21 protein-coding genes and 1 pseudogene are annotated in these 21,721 nt (G+C 72.9%); 6 read left to right on the top strand and 16 right to left on the bottom strand.

What is annotated here, in order from left to right:
* Positions 1-8: 8 nt before the first annotated feature.
* From ACMXN5_RS21065 to ACMXN5_RS21045, 5 genes are all read right to left on the bottom strand, one after another.
* Positions 9-1,061 carry a YlbL family protein gene (locus ACMXN5_RS21065; RefSeq protein WP_439676534.1) on the bottom strand — a complete coding sequence of 351 codons (1,053 nt, stop codon included), beginning with the start codon at positions 1,059-1,061 and terminating at the stop codon, positions 9-11.
* A 47-nt stretch (positions 1,062-1,108) separates the two neighbouring features.
* Positions 1,109-1,345 carry a hypothetical protein gene (locus ACMXN5_RS21060; RefSeq protein WP_439676533.1) on the bottom strand — a complete coding sequence of 79 codons (237 nt, stop codon included), beginning with the start codon at positions 1,343-1,345 and terminating at the stop codon, positions 1,109-1,111.
* A 155-nt stretch (positions 1,346-1,500) separates the two neighbouring features.
* Positions 1,501-1,923: a molybdenum cofactor biosynthesis protein MoaE gene (locus ACMXN5_RS21055; RefSeq protein ID WP_439676532.1), complete on the bottom strand. Its 423-nt coding sequence runs from the start codon at positions 1,921-1,923 to the stop codon at positions 1,501-1,503.
* 283 nt (positions 1,924-2,206) lie between these two features.
* A complete protein-coding gene (locus ACMXN5_RS21050; RefSeq protein ID WP_126637598.1) occupies positions 2,207-3,274 on the bottom strand; it encodes an NAD-dependent epimerase/dehydratase family protein in 1,068 nt (355 codons plus the stop codon).
* Between the two features lie 220 nt (positions 3,275-3,494).
* Positions 3,495-3,659, bottom strand: coding sequence for a hypothetical protein (locus tag ACMXN5_RS21045; RefSeq protein ID WP_439676531.1), 165 nt, complete (start codon positions 3,657-3,659; stop codon positions 3,495-3,497).
* 25 nt (positions 3,660-3,684) lie between these two features.
* Here ACMXN5_RS21045 and ACMXN5_RS21040 point away from each other — a divergent pair, with 25 nt between their 5' ends.
* Positions 3,685-5,130 (top strand): zinc-dependent metalloprotease, encoded by a 1,446-nt coding sequence (locus tag ACMXN5_RS21040; RefSeq protein ID WP_439676530.1) that lies wholly within the window; start codon positions 3,685-3,687, stop codon positions 5,128-5,130.
* Entirely contained in the window at positions 5,127-5,657 is a 531-nt protein-coding gene (locus tag ACMXN5_RS21035) for an NUDIX hydrolase (RefSeq protein WP_439676529.1), read from the top strand. Before ACMXN5_RS21040 ends, ACMXN5_RS21035 begins: the two co-directional genes overlap by 4 nt.
* A gap of 106 nt (positions 5,658-5,763) precedes the next feature.
* Here the strand turns inward: ACMXN5_RS21035 and ACMXN5_RS21030 are convergent, their stop codons facing one another.
* The 4 genes and pseudogenes from ACMXN5_RS21030 to ACMXN5_RS21015 all read right to left on the bottom strand — a co-directional run.
* Positions 5,764-6,519, bottom strand: a complete 756-nt coding sequence (locus ACMXN5_RS21030; RefSeq protein WP_439676528.1) for an AIM24 family protein — start codon at positions 6,517-6,519, stop codon at positions 5,764-5,766.
* 22 nt (positions 6,520-6,541) lie between these two features.
* Complete coding sequence (locus ACMXN5_RS21025; protein ID WP_379994729.1) at positions 6,542-7,228, bottom strand: AIM24 family protein; 687 nt, start codon at positions 7,226-7,228, stop codon at positions 6,542-6,544.
* A gap of 7 nt (positions 7,229-7,235) precedes the next feature.
* Complete coding sequence (locus tag ACMXN5_RS21020) at positions 7,236-9,110, bottom strand: TerD family protein (RefSeq protein WP_439676527.1); 1,875 nt, start codon at positions 9,108-9,110, stop codon at positions 7,236-7,238.
* Positions 9,111-9,541: 431 nt separating this feature from the next.
* A pseudogene (locus ACMXN5_RS21015) lies at positions 9,542-10,054 on the bottom strand (M48 metallopeptidase family protein); the annotation flags it as partial.
* 321 nt (positions 10,055-10,375) lie between these two features.
* Between ACMXN5_RS21015 and ACMXN5_RS21010 the strand changes: the two are divergent.
* Positions 10,376-11,482, top strand: coding sequence for a ThiF family adenylyltransferase (locus ACMXN5_RS21010; RefSeq protein WP_395787625.1), 1,107 nt, complete (start codon positions 10,376-10,378; stop codon positions 11,480-11,482).
* Complete coding sequence (locus tag ACMXN5_RS21005) at positions 11,479-12,924, top strand: ABC1 kinase family protein (RefSeq protein WP_439676526.1); 1,446 nt, start codon at positions 11,479-11,481, stop codon at positions 12,922-12,924. Before ACMXN5_RS21010 ends, ACMXN5_RS21005 begins: the two co-directional genes overlap by 4 nt.
* A 102-nt stretch (positions 12,925-13,026) precedes the next feature.
* Here ACMXN5_RS21005 and ACMXN5_RS21000 read toward each other — a convergent pair whose 3' ends face one another.
* From ACMXN5_RS21000 to ACMXN5_RS20985, 4 genes are all read right to left on the bottom strand, one after another.
* On the bottom strand, positions 13,027-13,248 hold the full coding sequence (locus tag ACMXN5_RS21000; RefSeq protein ID WP_078975532.1) for a hypothetical protein: 222 nt from the start codon (positions 13,246-13,248) through the stop codon (positions 13,027-13,029).
* A 59-nt stretch (positions 13,249-13,307) separates the two neighbouring features.
* Positions 13,308-13,583 carry a WhiB family transcriptional regulator gene (locus tag ACMXN5_RS20995; protein ID WP_101897040.1) on the bottom strand — a complete coding sequence of 92 codons (276 nt, stop codon included), beginning with the start codon at positions 13,581-13,583 and terminating at the stop codon, positions 13,308-13,310.
* A gap of 202 nt (positions 13,584-13,785) precedes the next feature.
* Positions 13,786-14,208, bottom strand: coding sequence for a hypothetical protein (locus ACMXN5_RS20990; protein WP_379994720.1), 423 nt, complete (start codon positions 14,206-14,208; stop codon positions 13,786-13,788).
* A gap of 175 nt (positions 14,209-14,383) precedes the next feature.
* Positions 14,384-16,600 (bottom strand): ATP-dependent DNA helicase UvrD2, encoded by a 2,217-nt coding sequence (locus ACMXN5_RS20985; RefSeq protein ID WP_439676525.1) that lies wholly within the window; start codon positions 16,598-16,600, stop codon positions 14,384-14,386.
* A 161-nt stretch (positions 16,601-16,761) separates the two neighbouring features.
* Between ACMXN5_RS20985 and ACMXN5_RS20980 the strand changes: the two genes are divergently transcribed.
* Positions 16,762-17,031: a mycoredoxin gene (locus ACMXN5_RS20980; RefSeq protein ID WP_078979247.1), complete on the top strand. Its 270-nt coding sequence runs from the start codon at positions 16,762-16,764 to the stop codon at positions 17,029-17,031.
* A gap of 141 nt (positions 17,032-17,172) precedes the next feature.
* Here the strand turns inward: ACMXN5_RS20980 and nudC are convergent, their stop codons facing one another.
* Positions 17,173-18,093 (bottom strand): NAD(+) diphosphatase, encoded by a 921-nt coding sequence (gene nudC, locus ACMXN5_RS20975; protein WP_439676524.1) that lies wholly within the window; start codon positions 18,091-18,093, stop codon positions 17,173-17,175.
* Positions 18,090-19,508 (bottom strand): dipeptidase, encoded by a 1,419-nt coding sequence (locus ACMXN5_RS20970; protein ID WP_439676523.1) that lies wholly within the window; start codon positions 19,506-19,508, stop codon positions 18,090-18,092. Before ACMXN5_RS20970 ends, nudC begins: the two co-directional genes overlap by 4 nt.
* Positions 19,509-19,604: 96 nt before the next feature.
* On the opposite strand from ACMXN5_RS20970, the gene ACMXN5_RS20965 reads away from it, so the two are divergent.
* Complete coding sequence (locus ACMXN5_RS20965) at positions 19,605-20,453, top strand: endonuclease/exonuclease/phosphatase family protein (RefSeq protein WP_439676522.1); 849 nt, start codon at positions 19,605-19,607, stop codon at positions 20,451-20,453.
* A 9-nt stretch (positions 20,454-20,462) separates the two neighbouring features.
* On the opposite strand, the gene ACMXN5_RS20960 is transcribed toward ACMXN5_RS20965, so the two are convergent.
* On the bottom strand, positions 20,463-21,623 hold the full coding sequence (locus ACMXN5_RS20960; RefSeq protein ID WP_439676521.1) for a PP2C family protein-serine/threonine phosphatase: 1,161 nt from the start codon (positions 21,621-21,623) through the stop codon (positions 20,463-20,465).
* Positions 21,624-21,721 lie beyond the last annotated feature (98 nt).

Raw genomic sequence — 21,721 nt, 5'->3', positions numbered from 1 at the left:
CGCACCGGTCACGCATGACATTCCGTCAAAGTGCCCTGACCGGTGCGGATCGTCGCCAGCGCCTTGAGCGCGTCGTCCAGCGTCTCCACCTGGACGAGGGTCAGACCGCCCGGCCGGGTCTGCGCGGCGGCGGCGCAGTTGGCCTTGGGGGTGAGGAAGTACTTGGCGCCCTGGCGGCGGGCCCCGATGGTCTTCATCTGGATGCCGCCGATCGCGCCGACCTTGCCCGCGTCGTCGATGGTGCCGGTGCCGGCCACGAACTTGCCGCCGGTCAGGTCGCCGGGGCTGAGCTTGTCGACGATGCCGAGCGCGAACATCATCCCGGCGCTGGGGCCGCCGACGTCCTCCAGGTGGATCTCCACCTTGAACGGGAACTTCGGCAGGATGCCCGGGGTGATGCCGACCAGCGCGCGGCCGTCGTCCTCGGCCCTGCCGGTGACCACCTGCACGTCGCGCCTGGTGCCGCGGGCGTCGGCCGGGTCCACGGTGAGCGTGACCGATTCGCCGGCCTTGTGCTTGGTGATCGCCGCGGCGACGTCCTCGGTCTTGGTGATCGGCGTGCCGTCCACGGCCAGGATGATGTCGCCGGCGTGCAGCTTGCCGAGCGCGGGCGCGTCCTTGGCCACGGTCGAGACGATCACCTGCTTCTCGATCGGGATGTTCAGGGCGGCGAACGCGGCCACCTTGGCGTGCTCCTGCGAGGAGCTGAACTCCTCGGCGTTCTCCCGCTCGACCTCGGCCGCCGACTTGTCGTCGGGGTACAGCGACTTCTTCAGCACCACGTCCGCGTCGCCCTTGACCCAGCCGGCCAGCGCGTCGAGCAGCGGCATGTCGTAGGACTTGTTGGTCACCGACACGGTGGTCATGTTCAGGTGCCCGCTCGTGGGGTACGTCTCGTGGCCGGAGATCTCGATGACCGGCTTGCCGCCCTCGTCGCCGAGCGTGTTGTACGTGGGCCCGGGGCTCAACTCGGCGTAGGGCACCGGCGCGAACAGCACGGCGCAGGCCAGGGCCAGGAGCAGCAGCCCGGAGACGACCAGGGTGGCGGTGCGGCGCGACATGCGCCCGACCCTACGGCACCCGGATTCCCGCGGTGCGGGCCGGGCCGTCACGGGTTGTCGTGGGCCGTTCCCGGGAGCGTCGGGTCGGGCGCCTCGACGGTGGGGTCGTGCACGACCGGGGTGGCCGTGTGCACCCGGTCCAGCGCCGCGCTCCACTCCTCGAAGGCGGACATCGAGTCCCGCATGCTCGGCGTACGCCATGCCCGACACGTCCACCCGGCCCAGCTCACGGCGATCACGAGCGCGACGCCCGGGATGGCCCACCACCATGCGACAGCCGCCATGACGTACTCCATCGACACGAGAGGGAGGGTGACGACTTAAATCATATGTATGTGGTGGTGATGGTGCATTTCCGCTGCTCCGAGGCGTCCGGGGCGCCTGGTAACGGATGGGGTGAACGGGGTGAATGGGGCGTCGGAGCGGGTGCGCGCGGTGCTCAGCAGGCGCCGACCCAATCCGCGTCGCCGTCCGTGAAGTGCTGGAGCTTCCAGATCGGCACCTCGTGCTTGAGGTCGTCGATCAGGCGGCGGCACGCGGCGAACGCCTCCGCGCGGTGCGGGCAGGCGACCGCGACCACGACCGCCAGGTCGCCGATCTCCAGCCGGCCGACCCGGTGTACCGCCGCCATCGCCAGCACCGGCTGGTCGGCGGCGATCTTCTCCATCACCCGGCGCAGCTCGGCCGCGGCCGACGGGTGGGCGGAGTATTCGAGCGCGGTGACCGTGCGCCCGCCGTCGGCGTCACGGACCGTACCGACGAACAGGTCGATGCCACCGGCGGCGGGGTCGCCGACCGCGGCGAAAACCTCGTCGACGGACAACGGCGTGTCGCGGATCTCGGCGATGCGGATGACGTCCATACCGGGCAGTATCGCGCGCCGCGCCGCGGACCCGGACACCCCGGTCCCCCGACGACGCGGGCGACCCCGCGCCGGAACGGGCCGAAACCCGGTCGCCACGGGGCCGCGCGGCCAGGGCCTGGGTCCTGTCCGGCGGATCTTGGTGGATCAGGCCGCGTCGTCCGGTGCCGTGCATCGGCGTGCCGGAGAAGCAGCCGCATAGTGGTTCCATTCGGCTGTTTCTCCGGTGCGGCGAGGCGCGGTGCCGGGCGGCGCGGCCCCGCCAAGATCCGCCGGACAGGGCCTAGAACCCCCGGCGCCGGCGGCGCACCTTGCGCACGATCGCGGCCGTGCCCACCAGGGCCACGGTGGCACCGGCCGCGCCGAGCGTGGTGGCGTCCTTGCGGCCGAGCCGGCGGGCCACCAGCGCGTGCCGCCCGGCGACGTCCTCCAGGAGCGCGGCGAACGCCGCCTCGTTGGTCCACGCCGGCCGCCAGCCCGCGGCCCGCAGCCGTTCCGCGGAGACCACCCAGCCGTGCATCGTGTAGGCGAGGTCGCCCGCGGGGGCGGGCGTGATGCCGAGGCGGTGCAGCCGCTCGGCGGTGCCCAGGGCGAGCGAGGCGGGCAGCTCCATCCGGCGCATGCCGGACAACTCCTCGATCTCCTCCTGCTCCAGCCACCCCTCCGAGCCGACCGTGACCACACCCTCGACCCGGCCGAGCGCGGCGAATTCCAGCGCCGAGGCCAGGTCGTCCAGGTGGCAGAACTGCCAGCGGGGCTGCCCGCCGGAGACCACGAGCAGGCGCGGCGCCTCGAAGTGCCGGGTCATCACGCTGTCCGCCTCGGGGCCGCCGACCAGCGTCGCCGGCCGCACCACGGTGACCTTGACGTGCGGATGGGCGCGCGGGGTGCGCTCGGCGAGTTCCTCGATCTCCAGCAGATCGCCGACCAGCGAGGCGTCGGCCGTGGCGCGCAGCGGCGCGTCCTCGGCGAGCGGTACGTCGTTGTCCGGCAGCGCGCCGTAGACCATCGCCGAGGTGCACAACACCACGCGCGGCACCCGGGCCGCGGCGGCGGCGGTCAGCACGGTCTGGGTGCCGCGCACGTTGCGCGCGCCCCGGGACCTGGGCTCGGAGTCGAGCGACATGTCGAGCGCGAGGTGCACCACCACGTCCACGCCCTCCAGCCGACCGGCCAGCGCGGGGTCGCGGACGTCCATGATCCGCCACTGCGCGCCGGGGATCTCGCCGCGCCGCTCGTCGATCGCGATCAGACGTTTGACCTGGTCGTTCGCGGCCAGAAGCGAGGCGACGCGATGACCGAGCCCGGCGGCGGCGCCGGTGACCGCGACGACCGGGCGCACCCGGGGCACACTGGTGGCCGAGGGCTGGTCCTCGGGCCGGCCCGAGGACTGGGGATCGCTCTCCGGAGCGGTCTGCGCGGCATCGGTTCCGGTGCCTTCGCTCGTGCTCTCCCGCCCGCTCCGCCCAGAGCGAACGCGTGGGGGCTGGGAACTCACTGGCGGTCTCCCGTGGTTAGTTTGGTACGAGCGGTTCGTCAAGAAAGGTACGCGCGACTGCTTGCCTTTCCTGTCAGTGTCCGCGATCCATCCTGCCGGAGGTGTTGTTGTGATCTTCACGCCAGGCGCGTTTCGGCGCCTGCGCGGTGTCGCCTCCGGCCGGGGCGGCGGGCGGCTCGAACGAGACGAGGTAGCCGTGAGTCGGCATCGAATGGTCGGGCCCGAGGGCGCCGCGCACATGGAAAACGTAGAGGGGCCCCACCATGGCTGACTTCCCGTTCGGCTTCGGCAAGCCCTCGGGCGACGACGATCCCAACCGCCCCGGCGGCGGGTCCGGCGGTTCGAATCCGAACGACCCCTTCGGGTTGGGTGCTGCCGGCGGTGACCCGAACAACCCGTTCGGCGCGCTTTTCGGACAGATGAATCAGGCCGATCTCGGCGCGGCCTTCCAGCAGCTGGGCAAGCTGCTCTCCTACGAGGGCGGCCCGGTCAACTGGGACCTGGCCCGCGACATCGCCCGGCAGACCGTGGCGCAGCAGGGCGACGCGTCGATCGGCGCGGTGGAGCGCTCGGGCGTCGAGGAGGCGGTGCGGCTCGCCGAGCTGTGGCTGGACGAGGCCACCTCGCTGCCGTCCGGTGTGAGCACCACCGCGGCTTGGAGCCGTTCCGAGTGGATCGAGGCGACGCTGCCCCAGTGGCGCGCGCTGGTCGAGCCGCTCGCGACCCGGGTGGTCGCGGCCATGGGCGAGATGATGCCCGACGAGATGCAGAGCATGGCCGGGCCGCTGCTCGGCATGATGCGCGGCATGGGCGGCGCGATGTTCGGCGCTCAGGTGGGCCAGGCGCTCGGCGCGCTGGCCGGCGAGGTGGTCGGCTCGACCGACGTCGGGCTGCCGATCGGTCCGGCGGGCAAGGCGGCGCTGCTGCCGGCCAACCTGACCGCGTTCGGCGAGGGCCTGTCCCTGCCCCAGGAGGAGGTGCGGCTCTACCTGGCCCTGCGCGAGGCCGCGCACCAGCGCCTGTTCGTGCACGTGCCGTGGTTGCGGCAACACCTGTTCGGCGCCGTCGAGGCGTACGCGCGGGGCATCAAGGTGGACATGAGCCGCCTGGAGGAGGCCGCGGGTCGGATCGACCCGAGCAACCCCGAGGCGCTGCAGGAGGCGTTCTCGCAGGGGCTGTTCGAGCCCGAGGAGACGCCGGAGCAAAAGACCGCGCTGTCCAGGCTGGAGACGGCCCTCGCACTGGTGGAGGGCTGGGTCGACGCGGTCGTGCACAGCGCGGCGGCGCCGCGGCTGCCCTCGGCGGGCGCGCTGCGCGAGACGCTGCGTCGGCGCCGGGCCACGGGCGGTCCGGCCGAGCAGACCTTCGCCACGCTGGTGGGCCTGGAGTTGCGCCCGCGCCGGCTGCGCGACGCGGCCCGGTTGTGGGCCTCGCTGGCCGACGCGCGCGGCGTGGACGGGCGCGACGCGGTGTGGCAGCACCCCGACCTGCTGCCGACCGCGGCCGACCTGGACGACCCCGACGGCTTCGTGCACCACGCCGAGCTGGACCTGTCCGGTCTCGACGCCGAGTTGGACGCGGACCTGGACTCGCTGGAGTCGAAGGGCGAGGCGAAGGGCGAGCCGAAGGCCGACGACGCCGAGCCCGAGGCGAACGGCGACGACGACAAGCCGAAGGGCACCGACGGCGACAAGGGGCCCGCCGCGTGAGCCTTCGGGTCGCGACGGCCGACGCGTTGTCCGCGTGGCACGCGCCCGACGATCGTGCCGACGGGCTGCGCCGGGCCTACCTGGAGCATCTGGCCAGGTACGAGGACGGCATGCTCAAGGCCTGCCGCGCCGGGCACGTGACGGCGAGTGCGCTGATCGTGGATCCGGCCGGCGGTCGGGTGCTGCTGACCATGCACGCGAAGATCCTCCGGTGGTTGCAGACCGGCGGGCACTGCGAGCCGGGTGACCGCACACCGGCCGAGGCGGCGCTGCGCGAGGCGCATGAGGAGTCCGGGATCGCCGGTCTGACCCTGCTCGCCGACGGCGCGCCGGTCTACCTCGACCGGCACGACACGCCGTGCGCGGTGCACCTGGACGTGCAGTACGCGGCGCTGGCCCCGCCCGGCGCGACCGAGGTGATCAGCGAGGAGTCGCTGGACCTGCGCTGGTTCGCGTTCGACGCGCTGCCGGCGGACACGGACGACTCGGTCCGCGCGCTGGTGAACCGGGCCCGCGCCCTGGTCTGAGGCCCGCGCTCCGAGCAGCGGCCGCGAGGAAACCGAAGGGGCGCCCGACCGGTGATCGGTCGGGCGCCCCTTCGGCGTCGCTGCTGCCGGCTTCCCGGCCCGGGTGCTATTGGCCCCAGGTGTTGCCGCGGACCCCGCCGTCCTGGCCCAGGCCGCGGTTGGCGAGGTAGCCGCCGGGCTGGATGAACTCGACCGGCGGGAGCAGTTCGCTGGGCTGGACCACCACGTAGCCCTCGCCCATGAAGGCCATGTTCCAGCCCTCGCCGGTGCCCCGGCGGCGGCGGTAGATCCGGGCCGAGTTGGTCTGCGCCTGCATGCTGATCTGCAACCGGGAGCTCCACGCGATCACCGCGTCGGCGTCCGCGAACACCTCGGCGCCGTGGGTGACCCGCATGATCAGCGGCTTGCCCGAGGTCATCAGCGCGATCTTGCCGTTGCCGCTGATGTCGAGGTTGTACGACCCGGCGCCGGCGACCGACTGGGCGCTCTCGATCGCGACCACGTTCCAGCTCAGCGTGCTGTCCAGGGCCAGTACGTACTGCCCGTCCACGCTCAGTCCCTCGAAGTCGAGGTCGAGCACGTGGATCGACTGGGCCATGTTGGCCAGCCACATGGTGCCGGTGCCCTGCGCGCGCATCAGCTGGAGCTGTTCGCCCGTGGCCGCGGCGGCCTGCTGTTCGGCGCCGCTGCGCAGGTTTCCGTCGAAGTCGATCGCGCCCTGGTAGGCCACCATCGAGCCGACCCGGGCCAGGCAGTGGTCCGGGTGCCCGTTGCCGAGCTGGACCTTGAGCATGTGCTCGTTCTGCAAGCTGTACCGCTCGGGGTTGTGTACCGGCGCGTGGCCGAAAAGCGAGCTCTGCACGGTGTTCCTCCTTGGCTCGCGGTCAGCCGCGCACGTGGAAACGGTCGGTGGCGTCCTCGGCCGGTTGCACGACGACGAAGCCGTTGCCCTTGAAGGACACCTGCATCGCCTCGCCGGAACCGCGCCCGACGATGCCGCCGAGGCGCATCGAGCGTTTGGTGCCGACCTTGAGGCTGGTGCTCCACGCGACCAGCGCGTCGGGGTCGACGTAGGTCTCGCGCTCGGCCGGGTTGAGCACCACCGGGGTGCCGCGCGTGGTGATCGCCACCCAGCCCTGACCGGACAGCTCCATGTTGAACAGGCCGTTGCCGCTGAACTTCGCGGTGACCCCGCTCACCATCTTGATCCGGTGTTCCAGGTTCTCGTCGAACGCGAGGATGTTGCTCGCGTTGACCGACAGGCCCTCACCCGGATTGAGCTGCATGATGGCCACGTCGGCGCCGTAGTCGGCGAAGTAGATGTCGCCCTGTCCGGTGCACCGCATCAACTGCATACGCTCGCCGGTGATCCCACCGGTCACCCGGCGCTGCATGCCCTGGCCGTACCCCTCGAAGGTGATGTAGCCCTCGTAGGCGATCATCGAGCCCTGCTTGGCCAGCACACCGGGTGCGCCGGGCTGGATGTTGGCCCGGCAGATCTTGTGGCCGTGCGCGCTCATCCGCGCCTGGGGGGCGGTCTGCCCGTACGCGGCGATCAGTTGCTGATCCATGTTCCCCTCACACCTCGTAGGGCTGGACGACGATGAAGTTGTTGGCCTGCGGCGGGCAGCGGAACTGCAGGTTGACCGTCTCGCCGCTGTGCCCGGGGAACGCGGTACGGCGCAGCCGCATCTGGGTCGTGGTGGAGACCTGCATCTGGGTACCGGTCCAGGCCACGATCGCGTTGCTGTCCGCGAAGGTCGGCCCCTGTACCGGCAGCACCAGCGGGATGCCCCTGGTCTTGATCACCACCGTGCCCTGACCGGTGAAGGTCTGCGCGAACAGCGCGCCGCCGGGGATGCCCACGCCCTCGACGCGGGCCGGCTCCAGGGTCAGCCCCTCGTCGAACGCGAGCACGTTGGCCACGTTGACGAACAGCTTGTTGCCCTGGAGTTCGACCATGTGCAGGTGCGCAGCGTCCTCGGCGAGGAACACCTCGCCGTTGCCCTCGCAGCGCATCAGTTCGAGCGACTGGCCGGTCTGCCGGTTGTCGAACCGGTTGCGCAGGCTCTGCCCCTGGAACTTGAACTTCACATCGCCCTGGTAGGCCACCATGACGCCCTGGCGGGCGATCACCTTGCCGCCGGAGACGTCGACGCGGACCATCTTGGGGTTCTGCTGGCTCCAGCGACCGCCGGCGGGCACCTCGCGGTACTGGTCGATGCCGTACTGGAAGGCGGGCTCGGGCGTCGCGACGCCGACACCCTGCATGCCGGGACCGGGGGGCATCCCCGGACCGGGGGGCATGCCCTGGCCGGGCGGCGGCCCGCCCGGGCCGCCGGGGACCGGCATCTGGAGCGTGGGCTGCATCGGGCCGGGCTGACCCTGGCCGGGGTAGCCGCCGGGTCCGGGCGGGCCGGGCGGCGGGTAGCCCCCGGGGCCGGGCGGCGGCGGGTAACCACCGGGCTGACCCGTGCCGGGGGGCGCGGGCGGCGCCATGTGCCCCTGGTGCGGTGTCTGGTTCGGGTTCGGGTAGCCGCCGGGGCCGGGCGGGGGCGGGTAGCCTCCCGGCGCGCCGTGCGGCGGCGTGCCCGGGCCCTGCTGGTACTGCGGCGGGCCGGGCGGTGGCGGGTAGCCGCCGGGGGCGCCGTGCGGCGGGGTGCCGCCGTACTGGGGCGGGCCGTCGTGCCCGGGCGGACCGGGCGGCGGACCGCCGTGCGGCATCGCGCCGACCGGCTGGGGCGCGCCGGGCGGCGGCCCGAAGTTCGGCGTGGGCGCGGGCGGGGGCGGCGGCGGGCCACCACCGGGCGGGCCGAAGGACGGCGGCGACTGGTGCTGCTGCGGCGGCACGCCGGCGCCGGGCGGGGCGAATCCGGGTGCGCCGCCGGGCGGCACCGGCGCGGGCGCGGACGCCTGCTCCGGCTCGTCCTCGGCGACCTCGCCGCCGAAGTTCTCCAGGAGCGCGCGCAGTCCGCCGTCGAAGCCCTGGCCGACGGCGGAGATCCGCCAGACGTCCTTCTTGTAGATGTCGGCGATCATCACCGCGCGCTCGGTGCTGAACTCGCGCCCGGTGAACGAGTAGCGCGCGACCTCCTGGCCGCCCGCCACGATCCGCAGATAGCCGGACCCGACCTGGGACATCACCCCGTCGCCGTCGATCGTCGCGGTGAACGCGAGCTTGTTGACGTGCGGCGGGACCCGATCGAGGGTCACCCGGAAGGACTCGGTGTCGCCGGCCTGCGCGCCGAGGAGTTGGATCGACTCCTCGGGCGACTTGGGCTGGTTGAAGAAGACGAAGTACCGATCGTCGGACAACCGCTCGCCCGCGTCCAACCCGAAGCACGCGATGTCGAACGTCAGCCCGGGGGCGTCCAACCGCACCCCGACATACAGATCGGTCCCCGCGGTCAGGTCGGACAGCTTCGACTTCTGTCCCTTCCTGAACTCGACCACTGTGTGGCTCCCTTCCCCGCTTTTCCGCCGCCGGCGGTGCGGGCGCCCACCACCTGGGTCCCCGCCGCGCTCGGCACGCTACAACATCGGCTCCGCCCCGGTCGGGGTACGGCTGCGCGCCGGGCGGGCCGCTCGTGCCCCCCGGCGGGCGTGTTTCCGCGACCGCTCCGTCCGCGTACGCGCCTCACGCTATACGCCCGAATCCGGCGCCGCGACGACTGTGCCGACCCGGATCCCGGTCAGCCGCGAGGCTTGCGGGCCGCCCGATCGCGCGTTGTCCCCGCCCGGGTACCGTCCGCAGCGGCGGTGCCCTTGCGGGCGCCGCGCGCACCGGCCGCAGGGGTGCGTCCCCGGGTCGACGCCGGCTGTTCGGCCCCGGTGCGCGGCGGCTCGGCGGCGGCCGGATCGGTGTCGGCCTCGTCGCTCATCGCCAGCCCGCTCGCGGCCGCGACGCCCTCCAGATATCCCCGCGCGCGTTCGGTGCGCGGATATGCGGCGAGCAGCGTCCAAAAACGCGGTCCGTGTCCGGGCACCAGCAAATGCGCCAACTCGTGCAGCAATACATAGTCGACGACATAGGTCGGCATGCCGCGCAGGCGGGTGGAGAGCCGGATGGTGCCGTCGACCGGTGTGCACGAACCCCAGCGGGTGTTCTGGTTGGCCACCCAGCGAACGCTCGCGGGCTCGGCCCGACCGCCGAGATAGCGGGCGGACAACTCCCGGGCGCGCACGGCCAGGTCCTCGTCACTGGGCCGTCGGCGGCGCTCCTGGGCGGCCAGGCGCTCCAGCATCACGCCGACCCAGCGTTTCTCCTCGGTCTGCGTCATGCGGCCGGGCAGCAGGACCACGGTTCGGTCCCCGTCCCGGTACGCCGATACGGTTCGTTTCCGTCGGGCGCTGCGACGCACCTCGACGGCACCCTGGTACGGGGCTCCGGACAGCATGTCGTGTCCGGCCCCGGGATCCGCGACCACAACCAGGACGTTAACCGACGGCACCGACAGGGCGCGCCCGCTTCGGGCCGGCGGGGGGTATTCCGCATCGCTTTTCGCGGGCATATTCGCGGGTATAAGCACTATTCGCGCAATAGCTCCCATTCCATTGTTCTGTGCCTAATATTTCCAAATAGCATATTCATACGCGGGCTGTGGACAACGAAATACCCGGGCCGGTCGCCGCCGGGCACGCTGGGGCCGGTCGAGGCCGGTGTGTCGGGCCTCGGTCGTCGCCGTCCGTCCGCGCGTACCGTCCCCTCGGAGGCCGCCATGCGTCCGCTGCTCAAGCCCGCCCTGCGTCGGCTCTGGCGCGATCGACAGACCCTGCAACTGGGCCTGGACCCGGCTCGGGCGGTGCTGCTGGGCGGGCTCGATCCGGTCACCACCCGCTTCGTGGAACACCTGGACGGCACCCGGGACCTGGCCCGGACCTACGAACTCGCCGATCGGGTCGGCCTGCCCCGCGCCCGGGCCGCGGCGGTGCTCGACCTGCTCGCCAGGGAGGACGTGCTCGAGGACGCGTCCGGGCGGCCCACCCCGGTGCCGGCGCTGCCGCACGAGCGGGCCCGGCTCGGCCCGGACCTGACCTCGCTGGCCCTGGTGCACGGCAGCGGCGGCGCGGGCCTGGCCGCACTGGACCGGCGCTCACGGGCGGTGGTGGCGGTGCACGGCGCCGGTCGGGTGGGCGCGGCGGTGGCCGGGCTGCTCGCCGCCGCCGGCGTCGGGCACGTGGTGCCCGCGGATCGCCGACCGGTGCGGGCGGGCGACGCGGGGCCGGTGGCCTACGGCTGGGACGCGGAGCGGCCACGCCGGGAGACCACCGTGCGGGCCGCGCTGCGCCGGTTGGCCCCGGGGGTGCGCTGCGCGCTGCCCGCCGGGCGGGGCACGCCCGATGTCGCGGTGCTGGTCCCGGAGGGCCGTCCGGATCCGGCCCCCGGAGCCCGGCTGATCCGACAGCGGGTGCCGCACCTGTACGCCGACATCCGCGAGACCACGGGGGTGGTCGGGCCGTTCGTCCTGGTCGGCCGCTCGGCCTGCGGTCGGTGTCTGGACCTGGCCCGCAGCGACCGGGATCCGGGCTGGCCGCGCCTGCTCGCCCAACTCGCGGCCGCGCCCGGTCCGGGCGAGCCGCCGTGCGACGTGGTGCTGGCCACCGAGGTCGCCGCCCGGGCCGCGCTCCAGGTGCTCACCTTCCTCGACGGCGGGCTGCCCACCACCGTGGACGGGACGGTGGAGATCGAGCTGCCCGACGGGCTGACCCGGCGCCGGAGCTGGGCGCCGCACGCGCGCTGCGACTGCGGCGCCACCCGCCCGGCGCAAGACGTGGGCCCCATCACACATGCCGCGCCGCCGAGTCGGACACAATGGGTCGCGTGAGCGATCTTCCGCGCAGGGCCGTCACCCGCACCGCAAAGCTCGCGTCCCTCCCGCTGGGGGTGGCCGGCCGGGCGACACTGGGCCTGGGCAGGCGCATCGGCGGCAGACCGGCCGAGATCGTCGCGGCGGAGCTGCAGGCGCGCACCGCGCAACAACTCTTCAAGGTGCTCGGGGAGTTGAAGGGCGGCGCGATGAAACTCGGGCAGGCCCTGTCGGTGTTCGAGGCGGCGCTGCCCGAGGAGGTGGCCGGGCCCTACCGCTCGGCCCTGACCAAACTTCAGGACGCGGCGCCACCGATGCCCGCGCGCACCGTGCACAAGGCACTCGCGGACAACCTCGGCGACGACTGGCGCACGTTGTTCGAGGAGTTCTCCGAGACGCCCGCGGCCGCCGCCTCGATCGGCCAGGTGCACCGGGCCGTGTGGCACGACGGCCGCACGGTCGCGGTCAAGATCCAATACCCCGGGGCCGGCGACGCGCTGATCTCCGACCTCAACCAGCTCGGCCACGTGGCCCGCTTCGCCGGCGCGCTGATCCCGGGCATCGACGTCAAGCCGCTGATCGCCGAACTCAAGGCCCGGGTGGCCGAGGAGCTCGACTACCAGCTGGAGGCGGAGGCGCAGACCGCGCACGCCGTGGAGTTCGACGGCGACCCCGACATCTTCGTGCCGCACGTGGTGCACCAGACCGAACGGGTGCTGATCACCGAGTGGATGGACGGCACACCGCTGTCCAAGGTGATCGACAAGGGCACCCGGGAGGAGCGCGACCGAGCCGGGCACATGCTCACCCGCTTCCTGTTCTCCGGTCCGGCCCGCACCGGCATGCTGCACGCCGACTCGCACCCGGGCAACTTCCGGCTGCTGGCCGACGGGCGCCTGGGCGTGTTGGACTTCGGCACGGTCAACCGGTTGCCCGAGGGGCTGCCCGAGCCGATCGGCCGGGCCTTCCGCCTCGCGCTCGACGGCGACGCGGACAGCGTCATGCAGGTGTTGCGCACCGAGGGCTTCGTCAAGCCGTCGATCAAGCTGGACGCCGGCGAGGTGCTGGACTACCTGCTGCCGTTCCTGGAGCCGGCCGAGGTCGAGGAGTTCACCTTCACCCGGGCGTGGATGCGCGAACAGGGCGCGCGGATCGGCGACCCGCGCAATCCCGCCTCCGCGCTGGCCCGCCAGCTCAACCTGCCGCCGAGCTATCTGCTGATCCACCGGGTCACGCTGAGCACCATCGGCGTGCTGTGTCAGCTGGGCGCCACCGCCCCCTTCCGCGAGGAACTGGCCACCTGGCTGCCCGGCTTCGAAGACGACTACGAGGCCGAGGAGTTCGACTTCTCCCTCGAGGCGATCGAGGAGTTCGAGGACATCGAGGAGATCGAGGACGACCCGGCCGACCCACCGGCCCCGAAGAACGCGCCGGGCGACGCGGACACCGCCGGTCGTTAGGCACCGTCCGGCCGGTCGGCCCCGGCGCCGATCCGCGAACGCCGAAGGGCGGGCGCCCCCTTGGTGGGGTGCCCGCCCTTCGGCGTTCGCGGATCGGCTCGACTACATGACCGCGATGGCCAGCGCCCGGCGCGCCCGCATGGAGGCGACCTCGGCCCGACGACGCATCCTGCGCGCCATCCGGACGTGGTACGCCCTACGTTGGAGCTCCGCCTCGCGGAGCTCCTGATCCATCCGAGCCCTCGCCAGGGCTTCGTTGATCAGATGCAACTCCCGGCTCCTGTCCATGGGAAGAACTGCGTTCGTGTCGTGAATGTGCTTCATGGGTTCCTGCGCGTACGCGCGATCTCTGGTCCTGGTGCGTCGGGGTCCCGCCGGGGGGGTCACGCGGCGACCTCCGTCTTGCGCGGACGGCCACGGGGACGCTTGCGGGCGACGACGACGCCCTGCACGAAGAGCTCGCCACCCCACACGCCCCAGGGCTCGCGGCGCTCGAGCGCGCCCTGCAGGCACATCTCGCGCACCGGGCACTCGCGGCACAGGGCCTTCGCGTACTCGACGTCCTCCGGGGACTCGGCGAAGAAGACCTCGGGGTCGTAGGAACGGCAGGGGATCGTGGACTCGAGCTGCTCGACGTCCTCGAAACCGGTGAGGGTCATCAGGTCTACCTCCGATGTCGCTGTGGCTGTACTGCCGGGTGCGGGGGGTTTGCCGTGGGGCACGTGGTGCTCCTGTGATTCGTGGGACTCGCGTCCCCGGTGGTCGCTACTCGGTTTTTGCTGACAGCCGACAAAAGACAAGGGCCGCGGATCCCGGTGTTCGGGATTCCGCGGCCCTGGAGGGTGCCGACCTGACGTCTCGTCAGGTCCTGTTCCTCCAGGACGGATACCCGTTGTTCCCGGCAAAGCCGGCCATGGTCATGCCACTGGCCCGCTGCGATTCCTGCTTCTGCGCCTGCTCGCAAGCCGCCGCGCTCGACGGTCGCTCGTCGCGACGCGCCTTCGCTGCCTGCTCGCCTTGCCACGGACCCTCGGCGCTGTCCGCCAGACCGACGAGACCTGAGGCGCCCGCTGCTGCGGACACACCACTGCCGTTGCCGCGCAGTCGCGCGGAGGCGGTGATCAGGGCATCGGTCCCGGCATAGGACGTCACCACGGGGAGCCCGGCCAGGCCGGACGTGGACACGGAGAGATCGGCATGCGACAGCTTGGCGGAGCCCACCGACACCACGACCGGAGTGACGGCGAACGCCTGACGCTGGGCTTTCAGGTTCCTGGTAATCACGACGTTCACCTCCTTCCGAGAGGGTTTCGGGGCAACACCGCAGGGGTGCTTCCAGGTTTCATGGACGAGCACGGTCGAACGTTCCGACCGTGCTCGTGAGCGTAGATGCGGTTTGGAGCAAGGCGCAAACGATTTATTGCATGGCCCTCGTCACTCGAGGGAAACCCCTCGCATCTCACCCCGCGTCGGGGGCATCCTCGATGGCCGACTCGTGGTCCTGTTCGACCTCCGGAATGTGCCCATAGTCGTCCGGATCGGGCTCGATCGCCAGGTCGTGGCCGGCGCACAGCGCGAGCACGTCGTCACCGAATCGCTCCAGCTTGGTCCGGCTCACCCCCGGAATCGCGGCGAGTTGGCGCTCGTTGAGCGGACGGGTCTCGGCGATCGCGGTGAGCGTCGCGTCGGTGAAGACCACGAAGGCGGGCTGGCTGTGCTCGTCGGCCCGGCGCAGTCGCCACTCGCGCAGTCGGCCGAGCAGGAACTCGTCCACGTCCGACGGGCAGTCCAGGCAGCGACCGATCTTGCGCTCGGCGGCGTCCTGGAGTGCCCGCGCGCACACCCGGCAGCGCACCGGGCCGACCTTGCGCCGGGGCCGGGCCGCACCGCCCGGGCTCGCCCCGGTGCCGGGCGAGCGGTACGCGTCGGGCCGCGCCGAGCCGAGGCCGCGCCCGCCGTCGGGGCCGCGCAGCCCGTCCAGGAACCGCGACGCCGCACGCCCGCGCCCGCCCGGGGTGCGCGCCAGCGACCAGGACAGGGTCAACCGCTCACGCGCCCGGGTCACCCCGACGTAGAGCAGCCGGCGCTCCTCCTCGATCTTGTCCGGGGTGTCGGCGTAGGAGATCGGCATCATGCCCTCGTTGAGGCCGACCAGGAACACCGCGTCCCACTCCAGCCCCTTGGCCGCGTGCAGCGACGCGAGGGTCACGCCCTCCACCGTCGGCGCGTGCTGGGCGCTCGCCCGCTCGGCCAGCTCGACGGTGAAGTCGCGCAGCGACGCCTGCGGCCGCTTGACCGCGAACTCCTCGGCCAGCCGGACCAGCGCGGCCACCGACTCCCACGTCTCCCGGGCCTGGCCGGATCCCGCGGGCGGCTCCGCGCTCCAGCCGGTGCCGCCGAGCACCGCGCGCACCTCGGCGGCCAACGGCCCGGCCTCCGCGTCGGTGCCGCCGGAGATCGCGTGCGCGCGCAGGAAGCCCATCGCCTGCCGGATCTCGGGCCGCTCGAAGAACCGTTCGGCGCCCTTGAGCAGGTAGGCCACCGACTGGTCGGCGAGCGCCTGCTCGTAGGACTCGGACTGCGCGTTGGTGCGGAACAACACGGCGATCTCGGCGGGCCGCACCCCGTCGTCGATCAGCGCGCGGATGCGCTTGGCGGTGCTCTCCGCCTCGGCCTGTTCGTCGGCGTGCTCGACGAAGTCGGGCTCCGGGCCGGTGCCGCGCTGCGAGATCAGCTGCAACCGGTGCTTGGCCGCCTCGCCGCCGGCGCGCGCGAGCAGCCGGTTCGCCAGGCCCACCACCTGCGGGGTCGAGCGATAGTCGCGGACCAGCTCGACCAGCTTCGCGTCGGGATGGCGGCGGCGGAATCCGAGCAGGTAGGCGGGTGTGGCGCCGGTGAACGAGTAGATGGTCTGGCTCGCGTCGCCGACCACGCACAGGCTGCGGGCCCCGGTCGACCACAGGTCGAGCAGGCGCTGCTGGAGCGGGTTGACGTCCTGGTACTCGTCCACGGTGAAGTGCCGGTATTGCGCCTGTACCGCCTCGCGCACCTCGGGCCGCTCGTCGAGCAGTCCGATGGTGAGCAACAGCACGTCCTCGAAGTCCATCCGGCCCTTGCCGGACTTGATCTTCTCGTAGGCCGCGTAGACGTGCGCGATCTCGGCGGCGGCGCGCGGCGGCTTGCGGCCCGCCGCGAGCACCGCGCCCGGGTAGTCGTCGGGCGCGGTCTGGGTGGCCTTGGCCCACTCGATCTCGCCGGTGATGTCGCGCAGCTCGGCCCGATCGGCGCGCAGCCGGCAGTGCGCCACCGCGTCGCGGACCAGCATGATCTTGGTCTCGACCAGCTGCGGCGGCGGCCCGCCGAACACTTTCGGCCAGAAGTAGGACAGCTGGCGCAGCGCCGCCGAGTGGAACGTACGCGCCTGTACGCCCGGGACGCCCAGGTCGCGCAGCCGGCCGCGCAGCTCCCCCGCGGCCCGCGCGGTGAAGGTGACCGCCAGGGTCTGGCCCGGCTGCATCGCGCCGGAGAGCACGCCGTAGGCGATCCGGTGGGTGATCGCCCGGGTCTTGCCGGTGCCCGCGCCCGCGAGCACGCACACCGCGCCGTCGACGGCCTCGGCCACCCGCCGCTGCTCGGGATCGAGCGCGTCGAGGACGTCGTCGGGGGAAGCGATCATCGGCACATCCTCTCAGGCATCGCGCCGCACCGAGGCCGGTTGTGCACAGCGGCCCCGATGTCCACAGGTCGGCAGACCCGGTGGAATCAAACCGAGGGGGCGCACGTTTGGCTTGGGGACAGCCGTTCCCGGACCGGGCGAACACAAAGGAGCGCATGACGATGTCGGCCCCCGTGACGATGTACAGCACGACCTGGTGTGGCTACTGCCGCCGGCTGAAGAGCCAGATGGAACGCGAGGGCATCGCCTACACCGAGGTGAACATCGAGCAGGACCCCGCGGCCGCCGACTTCGTGATGAGCGTCAACGGCGGCAACCAGACCGTGCCGACGCTGGTCATCCTGCCCGCCGACGGCGGCGCGCCGCTGTGGACCGCGACCAACCCGAGCCTGGCCCAGGTCAAGGCCGCCGTGTCGGAACTGGCCGCCTGAGCACACCCCCCTAGCGCGTGTCTTCAGACCCCCGTCGTGGAGCCCGACGGGGGTCTGAAGACACGCGCTAGCACGGTCTCCCCGGCCGGGTCGGCGACGAGGACTCGTCGCCGACCCGGCAGGAGCGTGTTCACCCCGCGCTCACCAGTGGTTGTCGTCGTCCAGCGGGCCGCCGTACCACTTCTCGATCAGGTACCGGGCGATGGACAACGACCCGGGCATCAGTACCTCGCCCGTGTCGATCGCCTCCTTGAACTCGGCGCGGTCGAACCAGCGGGCCTCGGCGATCTCCTCGCCGTCCACGTGCACCCTGTCGTCCACCGCGTAGGCCATGAAGCCCAGCATCAGGCTGGAGGGGAACGGCCACGGCTGGCTCGCCACGTAGGTGGTGGCCGACGTCACCACGCCGACCTCCTCGTGCAGTTCGCGCGCCACCGCCTGCTCCAGCGACTCGCCGGGCTCGACGAAGCCCGCGAAGGTGGACCAGCGCCGCTCGGGCCACTGCGGTTGGCGGCCGAGCAGGCAGCGGTCGTCCCGGTCGAGCACGAGCATGATCACCGCCGGATCGGTGCGCGGGTAATGCTCGGTGCCACAGGCCGGGCAGCGCCGCACGTGCCCGGCCGCGGCCGACTCGGTCGGCTGCCCGCAGCGGGCGCAGAAGCGGTGCGTGCGATGCCAGTGGTGCAGCCCGGTGGCGTGCACGAGCAGCCCCGCGTCCCGGTCGTCGAGCAGCGTGCCCAACTCGCGCAGACCGCCCTCGTGTCCGTCCTCGGCGGGCTCCGGCAACTTCTCGACGTCCACCGCGAAGTACGCCACGCCGGCCTCGTCGAGGCCGAGCAACCGCCGCTCGCCCACCGGCGCGCTCGCCGCGTCGACCAGGAGCAGGCGGGGTTCGCCCGCCTCGCCCGACCAGCGCGCCCGGCCCTGCGCCAAAACCAGTACGCGCGTGTCGGGCCGCGCCCACGCCGCGTCCAGCCACGCCTGGTCCAGGCGGTGTTCGGACGCCCGGTCGAGCGCGGATCGGGCCAGTGCCTGCCCGGCGACGGGCTTGGGGCGGATCAACGCTCGTCCCTCCCCGCCGCGGCGTCGCGCCGACTCGCGGCCAGCTCTTCCCACAGATACGCGGCGGCCTCCGCGCCCTTGAGCAGCAGCGGCTTCTCCACCTTCTCGTCGATCGAGTGCCAGCCGTCGTCGGGCAGCGAGACGCCCAGGAAGACCACCGGCGCGCGCAGCACGTCCTGAAGATCCGCCTCCGGCCCGGAGCCGCCCTCGCGGGTGTACAGGATCTCGGTGTCGAACGCGCGGCCCATCGCCCGCACCACCGCCCGCAGCGCGGGGTGGTCGAGCGGGGTCAGGCAGGGCCGGACGCCGGTACCGAAGTCCAGCTCGCAGCGGATCCCGGCGGGCACCCGCTCGCTCACCCACGCGCGCACGACCCGCTCGATCTCGTCCGGGTCCTGCCGGTCCACCAGCCGGAAGGACACCTTCGCGTGCGCCGAGGTGGGCACGATGGTCTTGCGACCGGGGCCGATGTAGCCGCCCCAGATTCCGTTGACCTCGGCCGTCGGGCGCGCCCACACCCGCTCCAGGGTGCTGTAGCCGGCCTCGCCGGCCGCCGCGCCGGACTTGGCGTTGCCCAGCCACACGCTCTCGTCGAACGGCAGCTTGGCGAACGACTCCCGCTCGTACTCGGTGAGTTCGCCGACCCCGGAGTAGAAGCCGGGGATGGTGACGTGCCCGTCCTCGTCGTGCAGCGCGGCGATCAGCCGGGCCAGCGCGGTCGCCGGGTTGGGCACCGCGCCGCCGAAGGAGCCGGAGTGGATGTCCGCGCTCGGGCCGTGGAAGTCGATCTGCACCTCGGCGAGGCCGCGCATCCCGGTGCAGGTGCTGGGGGTGTCCGCGCCCCACATCCCGGTGTCGGAGACCACCACGACGTCGCAGGCGAGCCGGTCGCGACGCTCGCGCAGCAGCGCCGCCAGGTGCGGCGAGCCGGATTCCTCCTCGCCCTCCACGATCAGCTTCAGATTCACCGCGGGGGTGGTACGCCCGGTCGCCGCCAGGTGCGCGCGCACCCCGAGCAGGTGGAACAGGACCTGCCCCTTGTCGTCCGCGGCGCCGCGCGCGTACAGCCGGTCGCCGACGTCGGTCGGCTCGAACGGCGGCGTGCTCCATCCGTCGGCGAGCGCCGCAGGCTGCACGTCGTGGTGTCCGTACACGAGCACCGTCGGCGCGTCCGGGTCGGCCGATGGCCACTCGGCGAACACCGCCGGCAGCCCGGGCGTCTCCCACACCTCGACGGTGGGGAAGCCGGTGTCGAGCAGCGCGCCGCCCAGCCACCACGCGCTGCGGTCGACGTCGGCCGCGGCCGCGGGGTCGCCGGAGATCGAGGGGATGGCCAGCCAGGTGCGCAGATCGGCGAGGAATTCGTCGGCGTGGGCGCCTATGTATTCGACGACGCCGCGGTCGGTGATGCTCATGGATTCGACCATATGCCCGACCCCCGCGCAGGCGGGACGCGGCCGTCTCCGGGCGGAAAGCACACGGCAGGGCGGCGGGCGGGTTACCGTCGGCCGATGACCACGTTGCGTGTCGCGACCTTCAATCTCCTGCACGGCATGGACCTCGCCGACGGCGCGTCGGACCCGGACCGGCTGCGCGCCGCGCTGGCCGATCTGGACGCCGACATCGTGGCCCTGCAGGAGGTGGACCGGCACCAGGAGCGCTCCGGCGGCGCCGACCAGGCGGCGATCGCGGCCGAGGCGCTCGGCATGTCCCAGTGGCGCTTCCTGGCCTCGGTGCACGGCGTCCCGGCGCCGGTGTCGGGGTGGACGGAGGAGCCGCCGGTGCCGGGCGAGCGCAGGGTCTACGCGGCGGACGAGCGGGGCGAGGGCGGCCCCGGATACGGCATCGCGCTGCTGTCCCGGCTGCCGGTTTCGCGCTGGCGGGTCCGGCGTTTCCCGGCCGCGCCGCTGAGCCTGCCGCTGCGGGTGCAGGGCCGGCCCGGCCTGACCCGGGTGCCGGACGAGCCCCGGGGCGTGCTCGCGGCGGTGGTCGAGGGCCCGCACGGGCCGTTCACGGTGCTCGCGGCGCATCTGTCCTTCGTACCCGGCTGGAACATCTCCCAGCTCGCCCGGATCCGCCGCTCCACCGCCGACCTGCCCGGTCCGCAACTGCTGCTCGGCGACTTCAACCTGCCCGGCCGGATCCCGCAGGCGGTGGTCGGCCGGCGCGGACGCGGCGCGGGCGCGGTGCGCTGGCGCTCGCTGGCCCGGGTGCCCACCTACCCCTCGTACCACCCGAGGGTCCAGTTCGACCACGTGCTCGGACACGGCATCGGCCCCGAGGCGGTGCGCCGCACCGAGGCGGTCCGCCTCGGCGTCTCCGACCACTGCGCCCTGGTGGTCGAGTTGAAGGTGGGCTGAGCCCGGGCGTCAGGCGCTGAGCCGGGCCCCGCGCAGTTCCTCGTGGCGAACCACCACCGGGGTGTACTCCAGGAGCACCATCGCCGCGTCGTCCTGGAGCGGTCGGCCCACGTGTCGCTGCACGTCGGCCTCCAGCCGGTCGAGGGTGTCCTCCACGCCGGGCAGCGAATCCGGCGCCCGATCGGGCAGCGGGTAGAACTCGCCGGCCGGGTTGCGCGCCTCGATGATGCCGTCGGTGTACAGCAGCAGTCGGTCCCGCGGCAGCAGCGGCACCCGCAACACCGGCAGGTCGAGCCGGCGCAGGTCCATGATGCCCAGCGGCGGGGTCGGGGTCGGCGGGTCCAGCGCCTCCGCCCGCGCCGCGCGCAACAGCAGCGGCGCGGGGTGGCCGCAGTTGAGGATGTCCACGCACGCGGGCTCCGGCGGGAAGCCGAGCAGGATCAGCGTGACGAACTCCTCGTCGTTCTCGCCGAGTCGCCGCTCCAGGCTGGCCGAGAGCCGGCGGGCCACGCCGGGCAGGTCCGGCTCCTCGTAGGCCGCCTCGCGGAACGCGCTGAGCACGGCGGCGGCGGTGCGCACCGCGCCGAGGCCCTTGCCCCGCACGTCGCCGATCGCCACGCGGATGCCGAACGGCGTGGGCACCACCTCGTACAGGTCGCCGCCGATCCGCGCCTCGGCCGCCGCCGCGCGGTAGCGCACGCCGACGGTGAGCGGGCCCACCGTGCCGGGCACCTGGGGCAGCAGCACCTCCTGGGCCGCCTCGGCCACGCTGCGCACCTCCTCGATGGTGCGCTCCTGGCGCATGCGCACGTGTACGCCCAGCCACGCGGTGGTGGTCACCAGCGCGACCGAGACCAGCGTGACGTACGGTTCGCCGCCGCCCCGGCCCTGGCCGAGCGCGGCCAGCGCCACCGAGACCACGGCCGCGACACCGCCGGTGATCAGCGGGCCGCGCGGCGCCGTCTGGGTGAGCCCGGACAGCGCCGGCGCCACCGCGAGCAGCGGACCCACGTGCACGTTCTCCGGGGTCGCGGCGGCGAGCACGACGACCGCGAGGATCACCAGGAAGGGCAGCAGGCGCAGGATCAGGTCGATCACCGGCAGCAGCGGTCGATCACCCGCAACGCCGACGAGCCGCAGTGCCCGCCTCGTCTGTGCTGTTCCGCGCACCGGTGCCGTTTCCCGTCCCGTTCGAAGTTCGCCGTCGTGTCGATCCTCATAAACCATACGAGTGTCGGAATCCGGCCGCATCGGCCCATCCTCACCGT

This window comes from Embleya australiensis (assembly GCF_051903075.1).
GTDB lineage: Bacteria > Actinomycetota > Actinomycetes > Streptomycetales > Streptomycetaceae > Embleya.
The sequence above is the reverse complement of the archived record's forward strand: the minus strand, read 5'-3'. Positions and strand labels throughout refer to the sequence as shown.